Here is a 16,653-nt window from a genome sequence, read left to right as displayed (position 1 = left end):
ATATTACATCGTTTTCGTTAAAAACAAAATAGTAAATCTAACAATCTAATAATCTAAATATCCAATAATCTAAATAAAATTTTTACTTTTGCTATCCAAAATAGATTTTAAGAAACAATATATATGAGAACGATACAATTTAGAGAAGCGATTGCCGAAGCGATGAGTGAAGAAATGCGTCGCGATGAAGCCGTATATTTAATGGGTGAAGAAGTTGCCGAATACAATGGTGCTTACAAAGCATCAAAAGGGATGCTTGATGAATTCGGTCCAAAAAGAGTGATTGATACTCCAATTGCCGAGTTAGGTTTTGCAGGAATTGCAGTTGGTTCAGCTATGAACGGTTGTCGTCCTATTGTAGAATACATGACTTTTAACTTTTCGTTAGTTGGAATTGACCAAATTATAAATAATGCTGCTAAGATGCGTCAAATGTCGGCTGGACAATTTCCAATGCCAATGGTTTTTCGTGGACCAACAGCTTCTGCTGGACAATTAGGAGCAACACACTCACAAGCTTTTGAAAATTGGTTTGCTAATACGCCAGGTTTAAAAGTGGTAGTTCCATCTACAGTTTATGATGCTAAAGGTTTGTTGAAAGCTGCCATTCGTGATAATGACCCAGTTATTTTCATGGAATCAGAACAAATGTATGGTGATAAAGGTGAAGTGCCAGATGGCGAATACATAATTCCATTAGGAGTTGCTGATATTAAAAGAGAAGGAACAGATGTAACTATCGTTTCTTTCGGAAAAATCATCAAAGAAGCTTTCATAGCTGCTGACGAATTAGCGAAAGAAGGAATTTCTTGTGAAATTATCGACTTAAGAACCGTTCGCCCAATGGACTATGATGCGATTATCAATTCTGTTAAGAAAACAAATCGTTTGGTAGTTCTTGAAGAAGCTTGGCCTTTTGCAAGTGTGGCTTCAGAAATAACTTATATGGTTCAAGATAAAGCATTCGATTTCCTTGATGCGCCAGTTCAAAGAATCACAACTGCTGATACTCCAGCGCCATATTCACCAACTTTATTGAAAGAATGGTTGCCAAATGCGCAAGATGTTGTTAAAGCAGTAAAAAAAGTAATGTACAAATAATATAATCTATTATATTTGAAGCTTCATCGGAGAAATCTTGATGAAGCTTTTTTTTTACCAAAAATTTGCAAATAGTATTATGCTTAAAAAAATATCTTTTTCTATAGTTCTTTTTCTTCTTTTTTCTTCTTTTGTTTTTTCTCAAACAAAAGTAAGCGGAGTTGTTATTGATAAGAAAAACCAACCAGTTTCCTATGCTAATATTGTATTTAAAGGTTCTAACGAAGGAACTGTTAGTGATGAAAACGGTAAGTTTTACTTAGAATCAACTAAAAATTACACAACATTAGTAGTAGCTTTCGTTGGTTTTACTACTAAAGATGTAGATTTAGAAAAGTTGGTAACTTACAATATGAAAGTGGTTTTAAATGAAGAAGAAATGTTGCAAGAGGTTGTTATTTACAAAGGAAAAACATCAAAGAAAAACAATCCAGCATTAGATATTCTAAGAAAAATTTGGGAAAGAAAAAGAAAGAACGGCTTACGTATGTTTGACCAATATCAATACGAAAAATACGAGAAAGTTGAATTTGATTTGAATACCATAGATAGTGCTTTTATGAAGCAAAAAATCTTCAAAGGAATGGAGTTTGTTTTCAATAAAGTAGACACCTCTAAAGTTACTGGAAAAACATATCTTCCAATTTTCATAAATGAATCTATGTATGATGTTTATGGTGATAATAAATTAAAGAAAGAGAAATCAATTATTAAAGCCAACAAAAACTCAGGTTTAGGAAATGGCGATGGAGTAAACACTTTCATTAAAGACCTTTACAACGATTATAATATCTACAATAATCACTTAACTTTTTTTGATAAAAGTTTTACAAGTCCATTATCAACAACTGGGATAGATGTTTATAATTATGTATTAAGAGATAGCTCTTTTATTGATAATAAATGGTGTTACAACATTGTGTTTTATCCAAGAAGAAAAAACGAACTAACTTTTAAAGGTGATTTTTGGGTTAATGATTCTACGTTTGCTATTAAAACTATCAATATGGCAGTTTCTAAAAGTGCTAATATTAACTGGGTTAAAGATATCTATATTGAACAAGAATTTGAAGTGGTAAATGATTCTGTTTTTCTTCTTACTAGGGATTACATGATGTCAGATTTTGCAATCAACAAAAAAGAAGAATCTAAAGGTGTTTATGGAAAACGAACAACTTTAGTGAGAAATCATAAATTTAACGAAGTAAAACCCGATAAGTTTTATAAAGAAGAAGTCAATTTTATTGATAATGAAGTTTACACCAAGTCAGATGAATATTGGGAAGAAAACCGATTTGAGAAACTAAATAAAGATGAAATTGGAGTTTACAAAATGCTTGACACCTTAAAAACGGTTAAAAAATTCAAACAAATGTATAATCTTGTAACCATTTTAGGTAGCGGATATATACAAAAAGGAAATATAGATTTCGGACCTATTTTTTCAACCTTTGGGTACAATGTTGTAGAAGGAATTCGAGTTAGAGTAGGAGGAAGAACCTATTTTGGACCCAACGATAAATGGCGTTTGCAAGGTTACACCGCTTACGGATTTGACGATAATAAATTCAAATACGGCTTGTCAGGAAAGTGGATGGTGGATTCTAAAAAACGTATCATTTTAACCGCAGGTAATAGAAGAGATGTTGAGCAAATTGGTGCAAGTTTAACCACTACCAATGATGTTTTGGGTAGAAGTTTTGCTTCTTCAAGTTTGTTTAGTTCTGGTAATAATGGAAAATTAACCAACATCAATCTTACCACAGCTTCTGTCGAAATTGAACCGGTTAAAAATTTAATTTTTCAAACAGGATTTTCCTATCGTACCTTAGAATCAGCTTCACCAACATTTAGTTTAGATTATTATTCTGATGATACTTATACAACAACAAAAAGTGAAGTGAAACAATCTGAAGTTAATCTCCAAGTAGAGTATACGCCAGGCAAGAAAACGGTTGGTTACGGAGTAGAACGTCTTAATGTAGATAACCCATACAGCCGCTTTTTTGTAAATTATAGTCAAGGATTTAAAGGATTAATAGATAGTGATTTTGATTACAGCAAACTTCAATTATATTATAAGCAACCCATAACAATAGGACCATTAGGAAGAACAAATTTAACTATGGAACTCGGAAAAACTTTTGGGCAAGTACCTCTTGGCTTGATGAGTGTTGTGCCTGGAAATCAAACTTATTTTATTATTGGAAATACATTTAGTAACCTAAATTTTTATGAGTTTGTAGCCGACGAATATGCTACTTTACAATGGGATCATAATTTTCAGGGACGATTATTGTCTAGAATTCCTCTTATGAGAAAATTAAATTGGAGAGAAATCATTGGTGTTATAGGAGTTTATGGAACAATTTCTCAAGAAAATCAACTAATAAATGCCTCAGGTTTGGTTTACCAAGCTCCAAAACAACCTTATTGGGAATATAGTGTTGGAATCGGAAACATATTCAAAGTATTCCGAATTGATGCAAGTTGGAGAGGAAATTATAGAGATATTCCTGGAACAAATAATTTTACAATTAAAGGAGAATTTGGTTTCTATTTTTAATTCAATCTAGTTTCTTTAATTATGGAGCAAGTTGTTGAATTTCTGACTTCTAAAGATGAGACTTTAAAATTTATTCTTGATACTTATGGACATCCAATTGTTCAAAAGCGCCAAGAAGGATTTGCTTCTATGTGTCATATTATTCTAGAACAACAAGTTTCTATAGAATCTGCAAAAGCATGTTATGTTAAACTAGAGAATTATTTCAAGAAAATCACACCAGAAAACATCTATTATTCTTCTGATTATGAATTAAAATCTTGTGGGTTGTCTCGACAAAAAATAGTTTATCTCAAAGATTTAGCAGCCAAAGTACTTAATAACGAAATCAATTTTGAGAGTTTTGCAATCAAATCCGAACAGCAAATCAGAGAAGAGCTAGTAAAAATCAAAGGAATTGGTAATTGGAGTATTGAAGTTTACTTAATGTTTTGTCTTCAGTCACCAGATGTAGTTCCTCTTGGCGATGTCGCCATAAAAAATACTTTGAAAGAATTATACGATTGTCAAACTCATGAAGAAATGGAAAAACTTTCAGACAATTGGAAGCCTTTTAGAACATTTGCTTCTTTTACCATTTGGCATTATTATCTCAAAAAGAGAAATAAAATTTAATTGTTTTTACCAAATAACCTTTGATCCAAGCTATATTTTCCTGGTCCTGTAAAAAATAATCCAAGATAAATAATAAAATATAAAAAAGCATCATTAAATTGATAACCATTATCACCTTTATCTAAAATTGAAAATGGAAAAATCACCAAGAAAATATAAGCCATACAAAATAGTAGGAAAAACAAATTAATTCTTGTTAAGAATCCAGCAATAAGAAACAAGCTGCAAAAAAATTCAGCAAATACAGTTAGAGCCAATGGAACTGAGCCACTCATTCCTAAAAAATTTACATTTTTTGTCCAAAATTCTGAAGCTGCCATTTCATTAAAATGAATTAATTTTTCGTAACCATAAAATGCCATAAGCAATCCTACTATTAGTCTAATAAGAAATAAGCCTAAGTCTCTATTGATTTCTTTTGGTGAAAATAACACTAATTTCTTCATTTTTTACTGGATTAAGTTTTATGAATTGGTAATTATACATTCCAAAAGTCTATAATTTCTGTCAAAATTCCAATTATTTATAATGTTTATTGAAAAATTCAAGCCTTAACTATATAAATTTAGCACATTTCTTTTTATAATATGAATCAAGTTGCATAAGTTCTTAAAATTTTGTTATTTTTGCACCCGATAAAATTTATAACAAAAATTATATTTATGGAATCAATGATGATTTATGTGCCTATTGTAATGGCATTAATTGGATTAGCTTTTATGGCAATCAAAAGATCTTGGGTATTAAAACAAGATGCTGGTGATGGAAAAATGAAAGAAATTTCAGATTACATCTACGAAGGTGCTTTAGCTTTCCTAAAAGCAGAATACAGATTATTAGCAATTTTCGTTGTTATAGCGAGTGTTGTTTTAGCTGGAATTACCTATTTGCCAGGAGTAAAAACGCATTTATTAATAGTAGTTGCTTTTGTTTTTGGTGCCTTCTTTTCGGCTTTAGCTGGAAACATGGGTATGAAAATTGCAACTAAAACTAACGTAAGAACTACGCAAGCTGCTCGTACAAGTTTGCCACAAGCATTAAAAGTTTCTTTTGGTGGTGGTACTGTAATGGGACTTGGAGTTGCTGGTTTAGCAGTTTTAGGTTTAACAGGATTTTTCATATTACTATTTAGATATTTTATGCCTGGAGGCGTTTGGACAAACACTGAAGATATGACAGTTGTTCTTGAAACGCTTGCAGGTTTCTCTCTTGGAGCTGAATCTATTGCATTGTTTGCTCGTGTTGGTGGTGGTATTTATACCAAAGCTGCTGACGTAGGTGCTGACTTAGTTGGAAAAGTTGAAGCTGGTATTCCAGAAGATGATCCAAGAAATCCTGCTACAATTGCAGATAACGTTGGAGATAACGTAGGTGACGTTGCTGGTATGGGTGCCGATTTATTTGGTTCTTATGTGGCTACAGTTCTTGCTGCAATGGTTTTAGGTAACTATGTAATTAAAGATATGGGCGGTAAAATCGAAGACGCTTTTGGTGGAATCGGTCCAATTTTATTACCAATGGCTATAGCTGGTTTCGGAATTTTATTCTCAATCATCGGAACAATGTTAGTGAAAATCTCTAGCGATGATGCTAAAGAAGCTCAAGTTCAAAAAGCATTAAACATTGGAAACTGGGTTTCTATTGTTTTAACTGCTGTTGCTTGTTTCTTCCTTGTAAGAATGATGTTGCCAGAAACTATGAAAATGACATTTTTTGGTGAAGGATTACAAGATATTTCTTCAATGAGAGTATTCTATGCTTCTTTAATTGGATTATTTGTTGGTGGAGCCATTTCATCAGTAACTGAATATTATACAGGTTTAGGTACAAAACCAGTTTTGGCAATTGTACAAAAATCATCAACTGGTGCTGGAACTAACGTAATCGCTGGTTTAGCTACTGGTATGATTTCTACTTTCCCAACTGTGTTATTGTTTGCTGGAGCAATCTGGTCAACTTATGCTTTAGCTGGTTTCTACGGTGTTGCTCTTGCTGCTTCTGCAATGATGGCTACAACAGCTATGCAATTAGCAATCGATGCTTTCGGACCAATTTCTGATAATGCTGGTGGTATCGCTGAAATGAGTGAATTACCAAAAGAAGTTCGTACAAGAACAGATATTTTAGATTCAGTTGGTAACACAACTGCCGCAACTGGAAAAGGTTTCGCAATCGCTTCTGCTGCATTAACATCTTTAGCTTTATTTGCTGCTTATGTAACTTTTACAGGAATTGATGGTATCAATATCTTCAAAGCTCCAGTATTAGCAATGTTATTTGTTGGAGGTATGATTCCTGTAGTTTTCTCTGCTTTGGCAATGAACTCTGTAGGTAAAGCTGCAATGGATATGGTATATGAAGTACGTCGTCAGTTCAAAGAAATTCCAGGGATTATGGAAGGAACTGGTAAACCAGAATATGGTAAATGTGTTGAAATTTCTACTAAAGCGGCATTACGTGAAATGATGTTGCCAGGAGTTATGACTATTGGTTTCCCAATTGCAATTGTATTATTAGGTAAATTAGTTTACGGAGATAACAACCAATTAATCGCTGAAATGTTAGGTGGTTATATGGCTGGAGTTACTGTTTCTGGTGTGCTTTGGGCTGTGTTCCAAAACAATGCTGGTGGTGCTTGGGATAATGCTAAAAAATCGTTCGAAGCTGGTGTTGAAATCAACGGTGAAATGACTTACAAAGGTTCTGATGCTCACAAAGCAGCTGTAACTGGTGATACTGTTGGTGATCCATTCAAAGATACTTCTGGTCCGTCTATGAACATTTTAATCAAATTAACTTGTTTAATTGGTTTAGTAATAGCTCCAATTTTAGGAAGCGGACATTCTGATGATGCAAAATCATCATGTTGTGCTGCTACTGAACAATGTGCTTCAATGAGCAAAGAGGAATGTGAAGAAAAAGGATGTACTAACACTTCATGTGAAGTTAAAGGTGCTGCTGCAGGAAAATGTGATATGAGCAAATGTGCTACAATGACCAAAGAAGAGTGTGCAGCAATGTGTGACGAAAATGGTTGTTCTGCAGAAGACAAAGCTAAATGTATGGCTATGTACGATGAAAATGGTAAATTTAAAGGTGAAGTAAAAAAAGAAGTTTTAAGAAAAGTTATCATGGAAAAATTGGATAACGGTAAAGTTAAAGCTACTGTTACTTCAACTTCAAATGGAGTTTCAACTTCTGAAGTTATTGAAGGAACGGAAGCTGAAGTAAAAGCTAAAGTTGACGCTTTAAAATAATAGAATAAAATGTTTTATATAAAATGCCTCACGAAAGTGGGGCATTTTTTTTGACTTTTTTTATGTAAATTTAGCCATTGATAAATTCAAACTTGCATGAAAAAGAAATTTCTATTTTTACTACTATTGATTTTCAACACTGTTTTTTCGCAAAATCAATTACCTATAATTCCATATCCTTCTCAAGTAGAGTTAGGCTCAGGAAGTTTTGTACTTAATGATAAAACTACAATACAAGCAGATGAAAATTCGTTTGAAGCAAAATATTTGAAAGAAATAATTAAATCAAAATCAGGATTAGATTTAAGTATAAGTGAAGTTTATAGTTCAAATAGTATTCAGCTTATAATGAAACTTCCAGACACTATAAATTTTGATAAAGAACAATATGAATTAAGTGTTTCCAATAATAAAATTACAATAACAGCTTTTTCAAATCAAGGGATTTTTTATGGAATTCAAACACTTTTACAATTAATTCCTTCCGATAAAAAGAATGAAATCTCAATACCTTTTTTACAGATAAATGATTACTCAAAATACAAATGGCGCGGAATGCACCTTGATGTAAGCCGACATTTCTTTCCAAAGGAATTCATCAAAAAGTATATTGATTATCTCGCTAGATATAAAATGAACGTTTTTCATTGGCATTTAACCGATGATCAAGGTTGGCGTATTGAAATAAAAAAATATCCAAAACTTACCGAAATCGGAGCATGGCGAAAAGGTTCGATGATTGGTCATTACAGAGAACAAAAATTTGATGATAAACCTTATGGTGGTTTCTACACCCAAGAGGAAATAAAAGAAATTGTAGCTTATGCATCAGAACGTCACATTACCGTAGTTCCAGAAATTGAAATGCCCGGACACGCAGTAGCTGCATTAGCTTCTTATCCACAATATTCATGCACTGGCGGACCATTTGAAGTAGCATTAAAATGGGGTGTTTTAGACGATGTGTTTTGTCCAAAAGAAGAAACTTTCGAATTCCTAGAAAATATTTTATCAGAAGTTATAAATTTATTTCCATCGGAATATGTTCATATTGGTGGCGATGAATGTCCGAAAACACGATGGAAAAAATGTGCTAATTGTCAATCGGTTATTAAACGCGAAGGATTAAAAGACGAGCATGAATTACAAAGTTATTTTATTCGAAGAATTGAAAAATTTGTAAACAGCAGAGGAAGAAAAATAATGGGTTGGGATGAAATTCTCGAAGGTGGTTTAGCACCGAATGCAGCTGTAATGAGTTGGCGCGGAACAAAAGGTGGAATAGAAGCTGCTAAACAAAACCATTTTGTAGTGATGACACCAGGATCACATTGCTACTTTGATCATTATCAAGGTGAACCCAAAAACGAACCTTTAGCCATTGGAGGGTTCACAACAGTTGAAAAAGTCTATAGTTTTAATCCAACACCAACATCTCTAAATAAAAACGAAGCCAACTATATTTTGGGAGCTCAAGGAAATGTTTGGACCGAATACATGGAAGATGAGAATAAAGTTGAGTACATGATTTTTCCAAGAATGTTGGCACTTTCAGAAGTGCTTTGGGGCACATCTAATACTGAAAAATATAAAGATTTTCAAGATAGAATGATACAGCATTTTCAATATTTTGAAGAAAATAAAATCAACTACAGCAAAGCAATTTTCGAATTAACTTCCAAAATAAGTCATTCAGAAGTTGATAAAAACATTCTGTTTTCATTAAAATCCTCCAAAAATCAAGAAGGAATCAGATTTACTTCCGATGGTTCTAATCCTAGTTTAAATTCTGATAGCTATCAAAATCCAATTGGAATAACAAAAAGTCAAACAATTAAAGCCGCTTATTTTGAAAACGGAGAGCAAAAAAGCGCAACCATTGAACAATCATTTTCTATAAATAAAGCAACAGGCAAAAAGATTTCTTTACTAAATCAACCTAGCGAAAGTTATGCAGCAAGTGGTGCTTTTACATTAGTTGATGGAGTTATTGGTGATAGACAAAAATTTGGTCGAGACTGGCTCGGATTTTCAGGTAAAGATATGGTTGCAATCATCGATTTAGAAAAAGTTGAGGTTATAAATAAAGTTTCAATAAGTAGTTTAGCTAATGAAGGAAGTTGGATTTATTTTCCAAAAAGCATTGAGTTTTTACTATCCGATGATGGTGTAAATTTCAAAAGTTTAAAATCAGTTTCAGCTCAGGAAATTATTGAAAAAAGAGGAGAAATTACAATTGAAGTAAAATCCGTAAAGGCAAAATTCATAAAAGTAATTGCTTCAAATCTGGGTAAAATTCCAGAAGGAAATCCTGGCGCAGGTTCTGCTGCTTGGTTATTTATTGATGAAATTGGCTTAGAATAAAAATACAAGTATGGCAAATCGTAGAAATTTTATAAAAACGGCAGCTATTGGTTCAGTAGCCATTGCCTTGAATTCGTTTAAATCAAAAGAAGATGAAATAACGTTTGAAGATAGTAAAGTAAATAAACCAATCGTCATTTCCACTTGGAATTTTGGGGTTCAAGCCAATGGAGCCGCATGGGAAGTCTTAAAAAATAATGGAAGAGCTTTAGATGCTGTTGAAGCTGGAGTGAAAATTCCTGAAGGCGATCCAAACGAAAGAAGTGTAGGCTATGGAGGAAGACCCGATAGAGATGGAAGAGTTACACTGGATTCCTGCATTATGGATGAGTTTTCAAATATTGGTTCGGTAGCTTGTTTAGAACATATAAAACATCCTATTTCTGTCGCAAGAGCTGTTATGGAAAAAACACCACACGTAATGTTAGTAGGTGATGGTGCCTTACAATTTGCTCTTTCTCAAGGATTCAAAAAAGAAAATTTGTTGGTAGAAGCATCAGAAAAAGAATGGAAAGAATGGCTTAAAACTAGTCAGTATAAACCAATTGCAAACATCGAAAATCACGATACCATCGGAATGATTGCATTAGATAGTCATGGAAATTTATCCGGAGCATGTACAACAAGTGGAATGGCATTTAAAATGCACGGAAGAGTTGGAGATTCACCAATTATAGGCGCTGGATTATACGTTGATAATGAAATTGGAGCAGCAACTGCAACTGGTCACGGCGAAGAAGTTATTAGAATTACTGGTTGTCATTTGGTTGTAGAATTAATGCGTCAAGGAAAATCACCACAAAAAGCTTGTGAAGAAGCGGTGGCTAGAATTGTAAAATTGACTAAAAATCGAGGAAAAGAACTCAAAGATATTCAAGTAGGTTTTATTGCTTTAAATAAAAAAGGACAATTTGGTTCTTATTGTATTCAAAGCGGATTTAATTATGCGGTTAACGATAATTCTGGAAATAAATTAATTGACGCAGGTTATTATTTAAAGTAATGAACAAATTAGAAATTGCTTGTTTTAATATTAAATCTGCTCAAATTGCTCATGAAAATGGAGCCGACAGAATTGAATTATGCGACGGATTTGATGTTGGTGGAACTACTCCAAATCCAATGGATGTTATTAATACTAGAAAATTTTTATCTTCAGATTTGTTTGTAATGATTCGACAACGAGGAGGAAATTTTGTTTATTCCAACGAAGAATTTACTCAAATGAAACTGAATATTTTGTACTTCAAATCACTAAAAGTGAATGGTTTTGTTTTTGGAATTTTAGATGAAAATAATAAAATTGATATCGAAAGAAACACCGAATTAGTAAATCTAGCTAAACCATTTCCATGTACTTTTCACCGTGCTTTTGATGAAGTTGCAGATTATGAGCAAGCTTTAGAAGATGTCATTTCTTGTGGATTTTCGACTATTTTAACTTCAGGAACGCATTCCAATGTTTTGGATGGCATAGATGTTCTTAAAAAGTTGGTTCACCAAGCACAAAATAGAATTACAATTATGCCTGGTGGTGGATTACGATCTACAAACATCAATCATGTTCAAGAAGTAACACAAGCCACTTTTTATCATTCTTCAGCTATTATTGATGGAAGTCAAATCGCAAATCCAGAAGAAATTTTCAATTTGAAAAAAAATTTAAAGTAATGAAATCGCAATAAACAAACTCGTTTGCTTGCAAACACCAATGATTAAAAAGGCGATAACATATGTTACCGCTGAAAAATAAAATTTAAACATATGAAATACCAATTTAAATTTTTAATTCTAATGCTGTTACCATTAATCTTATGGTCGCAAAATTCTGAACGAAATTTGAATTCTGAAAATTGGAGTTTCAAAAAAATATCAGATTCCAATTGGTTTCCAGCAAAAGTTCCTGGAACAGTTCACGCTGATTTATATAACAACAAAATTATCCCAAATCCTTTTTTCGGGAACAACGAAAAAGAGTTGCAATGGATTGAAAATGAAACATGGGAATATCAAACAAGTTTTAAAATTTCAAAAGAGGAATTGAAGAATCAAAACACCATTTTGCAATTTGAAGGATTAGACACTTATGCCGAAGTCTTTTTGAATAATAAAAAGATTTTGGATGCCAATAATATGTTTCGCTTATGGAAAGGTGATGTGAAAAACAATTTGAAAGTTGGTAAAAATAATATAAAAATTGTTTTCAAATCTGCAGTAGAAATCGGTAAAGCAAAAGCTCAAAAGTTACCTTACATATTGCCAGAAAAGGAACGAATTTTTTCAAGAAAAGCACAATATCATTTTGGATGGGATTGGGGACCAAGATTTGTAACCTCAGGAATTTATCGTCCAATAAAATTTCTTTTTTGGAACAATGCTACAATAGAAAATGTAAAATACGATCAACAAGAATTAAGTGAAACCATTGCAAAATTGAATTTTAAAGTAACTGTAAATGCTCAACTTGCTGGAAATTATTATTTAAAAATTAATGAAGCTCAAAAAGTTTTTGAGTTAAAAAAAGGAATAAATGTTATAGATTTTCCTTATGAAATCAAAAATCCAAAGTTTTGGTGGACAAATGGTTTGGGAAAAGCAAATCTTTATCCATTTGAAATTAGTTTATCTAAAAGTAAAGTTCAATTATCTCTTAAAAAATTGAATATTGGGCTTAGAACTATTGAATTAGTTCAGGAAAAAGACAGCATAGGTAAAAGTTTTTATTTTAAATTAAACGGAAAACCAGTTTTCATGAAAGGTGCTAATTATATTCCGCCGGATAGTTTTTTACCAAGTGCGACAACTTCTACATATAAAGACATTGTACAAAAAGCTGTTGATGCTAATATGAACATGCTGAGAGTTTGGGGTGGAGGCGTTTATGCAGATGATGCTTTTTATGATGAATGTGATAAAAACGGAATTTTAGTTTGGCAAGACTTTATGTTTGCATGCGCCATGTATCCTGGAGATTCCGATTTTCTTGATAATGTAAAAAATGAAGTAATTGATAATGTAAATCGTCTTCAAAATCATCCATGTATAGCACTTTGGTGCGGTAATAATGAAAATGACGAAGGTTGGAAAAATTGGGGTTGGCAAAAACAATTCAAGTATTCAAAGCAAGATTCCACCCAAATTTGGAACAATTATGAAAAACTATTTCATCAATTAATTCCGAAAACTTTAGATAGTTTATTGTCCAAAAAAGAGAATCGATATTGGCCATCATCACCCTCAATTGGTTGGGGTAAAAAAGAAAGTTTGACGCAAGGCGATGCTCATTATTGGGGAGTTTGGTGGGGCAAAGAACCTTTTGAAGTCTACAAACAAAAAGTAGGTCGCTTTATGAGTGAATATGGTTTTCAAGGAATGCCAAATTTAGAAACATTAGAAAGAGTCATCCCAAAGGAATACATGAATTTCACTTCCGAAGCCTTTAAAAACCATCAAAAGCATCCTACAGGTTTTGAAACCATAAATGAATATATGGCACGCGATTTTCCGGTTCCAAAATCTTTAGAAAAATACAATTATGTATCGCAAATTTTGCAAGCTTATGGTATGAAAACCGCTATAGAAGCTCATCGTCTTGCAAAACCTTACTGTATGGGTTCTTTGTATTGGCAATTAAATGATTGTTGGCCTGTGACTTCGTGGAGCACTTTAGATTATTATGGAAATTGGAAAGCGTCTCATTACCAAGTAAAGGAAAGTTTTGCACCTATACTTTTAGTTGCATCAGAAAATGTAGATGGACTTTCAATTATTGGCAGCAATGACAACCTTGAAATACAAAAAGGAACACTAAATGCTAAGTTAATCGATTTTTCTGGAAAAGAACTTTGGGCAGATTCAAAAGATTGCGAACTTAATTCTGAAAAAAATACAAATTGTATGGATATTCTCTTCGCAGAATTACCAAAATTTGTGAAAGAAAAAACGGTATTACAATTTGAATTTATTTGCAACAATAAGAAAACTGTTGCCTATCATTATTTTGTTAAACCAAAAGAACTACAACTAGAAAAGCCAACTATTGAAATGAAAATTGTAGGCGAAACATTAATTGAACTTAAAGCAAATACGTTAGTTAAAAATTTGTATTTACAATCCAATGATAGTTTTTTTAAAGAAAACTATTTTGATTTATTGCCAGGAATTTCCAAAATCATCAAGACTGATAAACTATCATTTAACATAAAGATGGTTTCTTTATTTGATATGTTAAATGAATAAAAAAAGCACCTCGATTGAAGTGCTTTGTGTTTTAAAATAATCCGTTTATTTCGGCATCGATTCTGTTGATAATCATTCCTAAATCTTCTGGGTTATTTACGAAATCAATATCATCAACATCAATGATTAATAATTTTCCTTTGTTGTAAGTCGTAATCCAAGCTTCATATCTTTCGTTCAATCTACTTAAATAGTCAATCGAAATGGTGTTTTCATATTCACGACCTCTTTTGTGAATTTGACCAACAAGATTAGGAATAGAACTTCTCAAATAAATTAACAAATCTGGAGCTTCCACAAGACTCTCCATCAATTCAAATAAGGAAGAATAGTTTTCAAAATCACGATTAGTCATCAATCCCATAGCATGAAGATTGGGAGCAAAAATATGCGCATCTTCATAAATCGTTCTGTCTTGAATGATTTTTTTTCCACTTTCACGAATTTGTAAAACCTGTCTAAAACGACTATTCAAAAAGTAAATCTGTAAGTTAAACGACCAACGTTCCATTTGATGATAAAAATCATCCAAATAAGGATTGTCAACTACGTCTTCAAAATGAGGTTCCCACTTAAAATGTTTTGCCAAAAAACGAGTTAATGTTGTTTTTCCAGCACCTATATTTCCTGCTACTGCTATATGCATTATGGTATTGTAATTTTATAATTTGTAATTCCTTGGTCGGTAAAAATAGATAAAATTTGTTCTTTGTAATAAAATTTTTTAAATGATTTCTCAACAATTTCAATTTCATATAGTTTGTTGATGTTACGATCTCTTAGAAACAACTTGTTCTCTTTAGAAAAAAGTATTTTGTTTTGCGGTAGTAATTGTAAATTATTTGTTATTTCAACTTTTCCGTTACTGACAATTCTGCCAAAAATTGTAGAAGTAAACCAATTATTTTGTTTATCAATCCAATGAAAATAATTAAAATCTGTTTGATAGTATGTAATGCTTTCATTTAAAGGAATGCTTTTGTTTTCATAAGTATTTAAATTCAAATCATACAATCCTATTTGCTGATTTAAATTATTGAAAACCCATAATTTATTTTGTCCAGATATACCAATTGCTGAGGCTAAAATTGGTGTTTCCAATCTTGAAAACTCAATTTTTTGTATTTCATTCAATTGATTATCCAACACAATTACAGCATTAAATTCTTCGTAAAAAATAATAATTTTAAGCGGATTTGCGATGTCAACTTTGGTTATCTTTCCCAAACCAAGATTTTGATATTGTAAAATTGATGAATCTATTTTTTTATATAAAACATTGTTTTTTATATAAATACAATTATTAAACCCATCAAATCCAACAAATGCATCAGCATTTATTGCAATGGAATCTAATCTTGTTACAGTTAGCTTTTCATTTTGTGAATAGCTATCTGTAACTAATAATAAAAGCAGTATATTAAATATTTTTTTCATCGTGATGCTAAATTACATTAAACTATTTGAAATATATAAAGTCAAAGAAAAATATTTAACAAATCTTTGGTAACAAAACACAAATTCAATCGTCATATTTGTTACGTCAAATAATTAAGATACATCAAATGAAAAAAATAACGTTCACTTTAGCACTATTATTAGTTTTTATTGCATCTAATGCTCAAAAAGATTTTCAAGGAATGGCTGTTTATGAATCAAAAACAAGCACTGCCGATTTCAAATCAAGAATGTCTGGAAACAAAGACATGACTCCAGAAATGCAAAAAATGATTGAAGAACGAATGAAGAAAATGTTTGAAAAAACATTCATTCTAAATTTTGATAAAACGTCTTCAATTTATAAGGAAGAAGAAAAGTTAGAAGCTCCTGGTCAAGGTCAAGGAGGTTTTAGAATGATGTCGTCCATGATGGGTGGCGGAGGAACTTACTACAAAAATGCAAAAGAGAAAACGTTTACAGTCGATAAAGAATTTATGGGAAAAGAATTTCTTGTAAAAGATACTCTAAGAAATTACAACTGGAAAATGGAAGGTGAAACCAGAGAAATTGGTGGTTATATGTGTTACAAAGCAACAGCAGTAATTCCAGCAAGTAAAACCGATTTTAGAAATTTCAGACCTAAGAAAGAAGAAGATGTAAAGAAAAAAGAAGAGGAAGCAAAAAAGGAAGGCGAGAATAAAAGTGTAGAGGCAAAAGCTGAAGATAAAAAAGAAAAGAAAACGAGCTTTTTTGATGAAGTAGAATTGCCAAAAGAAATTACGATCACAGCTTGGTATACAATGGACATTCCTGTAAATCAAGGTCCAGAAGGATATTGGGGTTTACCTGGTTTAATTCTTGAAGTAAATGACGGAAAAACAATTATTTTATGTTCTAAAATTGTTATCAATCCTAAAGAGAAAACAGAAATAAAAGCATCAAATAATGGTAAAGTAGTGACTCAAAAAGAATATGATGATATTGTAACTAAAAAAATGGAAGAAATGATGGAAATGAATCAAGGTCAAGGAAGAGGTGGAATGCAAATGAGAATGGGAAGATAATTTCTTA

General features: G+C 32.0%; 12 protein-coding genes. 9 read left to right on the top strand and 3 right to left on the bottom strand.

All coding sequences use genetic code 11. From position 1 onward, the window contains the following. Nucleotides 1–123 precede the first annotated feature (123 nt). From ABD771_RS03160 to ABD771_RS03150, 3 genes are all read left to right on the top strand, one after another. A complete protein-coding gene (locus ABD771_RS03160) occupies nt 124–1,101 on the top strand; it encodes a pyruvate dehydrogenase complex E1 component subunit beta (RefSeq protein ID WP_298303726.1) in 978 nt (325 codons plus the stop codon). A gap of 79 nt (nt 1,102–1,180) precedes the next feature. Beyond that, entirely contained in the window at nt 1,181–3,667 is a 2,487-nt protein-coding gene (locus tag ABD771_RS03155) for a DUF5686 and carboxypeptidase-like regulatory domain-containing protein (protein ID WP_345090542.1), read from the top strand. Nucleotides 3,668–3,688: 21 nt separating this feature from the next. Continuing rightward, the gene (locus tag ABD771_RS03150; protein WP_345090539.1) at nt 3,689–4,282 is read left to right on the top strand and encodes a DNA-3-methyladenine glycosylase family protein; all 594 of its coding nucleotides are present in this window, start codon (nt 3,689–3,691) and stop codon (nt 4,280–4,282) included. Here the strand turns inward: ABD771_RS03150 and ABD771_RS03145 are convergent. After that, nucleotides 4,279–4,728: a DoxX family protein gene (locus tag ABD771_RS03145; protein WP_345090536.1), complete on the bottom strand. Its 450-nt coding sequence runs from the start codon at nt 4,726–4,728 to the stop codon at nt 4,279–4,281. The genes ABD771_RS03150 and ABD771_RS03145 overlap by 4 nt on opposite strands. Nucleotides 4,729–4,944: 216 nt before the next feature. On the opposite strand from ABD771_RS03145, the gene ABD771_RS03140 reads away from it, so the two are divergent. The 5 genes from ABD771_RS03140 to ABD771_RS03120 all read left to right on the top strand — a co-directional run bounded on the left by ABD771_RS03140 (nt 4,945) and on the right by ABD771_RS03120 (nt 14,142). Continuing rightward, the gene (locus ABD771_RS03140) at nt 4,945–7,539 is read left to right on the top strand and encodes a sodium-translocating pyrophosphatase (protein ID WP_345090533.1); all 2,595 of its coding nucleotides are present in this window, start codon (nt 4,945–4,947) and stop codon (nt 7,537–7,539) included. 96 nt (nt 7,540–7,635) lie between these two features. After that, a complete protein-coding gene (locus ABD771_RS03135; RefSeq protein WP_345090530.1) occupies nt 7,636–9,903 on the top strand; it encodes a glycoside hydrolase family 20 protein in 2,268 nt (755 codons plus the stop codon). 10 nt (nt 9,904–9,913) lie between these two features. Further along, nucleotides 9,914–10,906, top strand: coding sequence for an isoaspartyl peptidase/L-asparaginase family protein (locus ABD771_RS03130; RefSeq protein WP_345090527.1), 993 nt, complete (start codon nt 9,914–9,916; stop codon nt 10,904–10,906). Next, nucleotides 10,906–11,574 (top strand): copper homeostasis protein CutC, encoded by a 669-nt coding sequence (locus ABD771_RS03125; RefSeq protein ID WP_345090524.1) that lies wholly within the window; start codon nt 10,906–10,908, stop codon nt 11,572–11,574. The genes ABD771_RS03130 and ABD771_RS03125 overlap by 1 nt, the downstream gene beginning before the upstream one ends. Before the next feature lie 93 nt (nt 11,575–11,667). Continuing rightward, nucleotides 11,668–14,142, top strand: coding sequence for a beta-mannosidase (locus ABD771_RS03120; protein ID WP_345090521.1), 2,475 nt, complete (start codon nt 11,668–11,670; stop codon nt 14,140–14,142). A 31-nt stretch (nt 14,143–14,173) separates the two neighbouring features. Here the strand turns inward: ABD771_RS03120 and ABD771_RS03115 are convergent, their stop codons facing one another. Both ABD771_RS03115 and ABD771_RS03110 read right to left on the bottom strand, forming a co-directional pair. Continuing rightward, nucleotides 14,174–14,788, bottom strand: coding sequence for a deoxynucleoside kinase (locus tag ABD771_RS03115; RefSeq protein WP_298303709.1), 615 nt, complete (start codon nt 14,786–14,788; stop codon nt 14,174–14,176). Beyond that, nucleotides 14,788–15,579 (bottom strand): NHL repeat-containing protein, encoded by a 792-nt coding sequence (locus ABD771_RS03110; protein ID WP_345090516.1) that lies wholly within the window; start codon nt 15,577–15,579, stop codon nt 14,788–14,790. The genes ABD771_RS03115 and ABD771_RS03110 overlap by 1 nt, the downstream gene beginning before the upstream one ends. Before the next feature lie 128 nt (nt 15,580–15,707). On the opposite strand from ABD771_RS03110, the gene ABD771_RS03105 reads away from it, so the two are divergent. Beyond that, nucleotides 15,708–16,646: a GLPGLI family protein gene (locus ABD771_RS03105; protein ID WP_345090513.1), complete on the top strand. Its 939-nt coding sequence runs from the start codon at nt 15,708–15,710 to the stop codon at nt 16,644–16,646. Nucleotides 16,647–16,653 lie beyond the last annotated feature (7 nt).

Source organism: Flavobacterium chungnamense, assembly GCF_039539165.1.
Classification (GTDB): domain Bacteria; phylum Bacteroidota; class Bacteroidia; order Flavobacteriales; family Flavobacteriaceae; genus Flavobacterium; species Flavobacterium chungnamense.
This window is presented reverse-complemented; position numbering and strand designations above follow the sequence as displayed.

Excerpts from the sequence above, each read along its gene's own strand:
- ABD771_RS03120 (WP_345090521.1), top strand. The coding sequence starts at position 11,668 with ATGAAATACCAATTTAAATTTTTAATTCTAATGCTGTTACCATTAATC.
- ABD771_RS03130 (WP_345090527.1), top strand. The coding sequence starts at position 9,914 with ATGGCAAATCGTAGAAATTTTATAAAAACGGCAGCTATTGGTTCAGTA.
- ABD771_RS03145 (WP_345090536.1), bottom strand. The coding sequence starts at position 4,728 with ATGAAGAAATTAGTGTTATTTTCACCAAAAGAAATCAATAGAGACTTA.
- ABD771_RS03140 (WP_345090533.1), top strand. The coding sequence starts at position 4,945 with ATGGAATCAATGATGATTTATGTGCCTATTGTAATGGCATTAATTGGA.
- ABD771_RS03110 (WP_345090516.1), bottom strand. The coding sequence starts at position 15,579 with ATGAAAAAAATATTTAATATACTGCTTTTATTATTAGTTACAGATAGC.
- ABD771_RS03115 (WP_298303709.1), bottom strand. The coding sequence starts at position 14,788 with ATGCATATAGCAGTAGCAGGAAATATAGGTGCTGGAAAAACAACATTA.
- ABD771_RS03150 (WP_345090539.1), top strand. The coding sequence starts at position 3,689 with ATGGAGCAAGTTGTTGAATTTCTGACTTCTAAAGATGAGACTTTAAAA.
- ABD771_RS03155 (WP_345090542.1), top strand. The coding sequence starts at position 1,181 with ATGCTTAAAAAAATATCTTTTTCTATAGTTCTTTTTCTTCTTTTTTCT.
- ABD771_RS03160 (WP_298303726.1), top strand. The coding sequence starts at position 124 with ATGAGAACGATACAATTTAGAGAAGCGATTGCCGAAGCGATGAGTGAA.
- ABD771_RS03125 (WP_345090524.1), top strand. The coding sequence starts at position 10,906 with ATGAACAAATTAGAAATTGCTTGTTTTAATATTAAATCTGCTCAAATT.
- ABD771_RS03105 (WP_345090513.1), top strand. The coding sequence starts at position 15,708 with ATGAAAAAAATAACGTTCACTTTAGCACTATTATTAGTTTTTATTGCA.
- ABD771_RS03135 (WP_345090530.1), top strand. The coding sequence starts at position 7,636 with ATGAAAAAGAAATTTCTATTTTTACTACTATTGATTTTCAACACTGTT.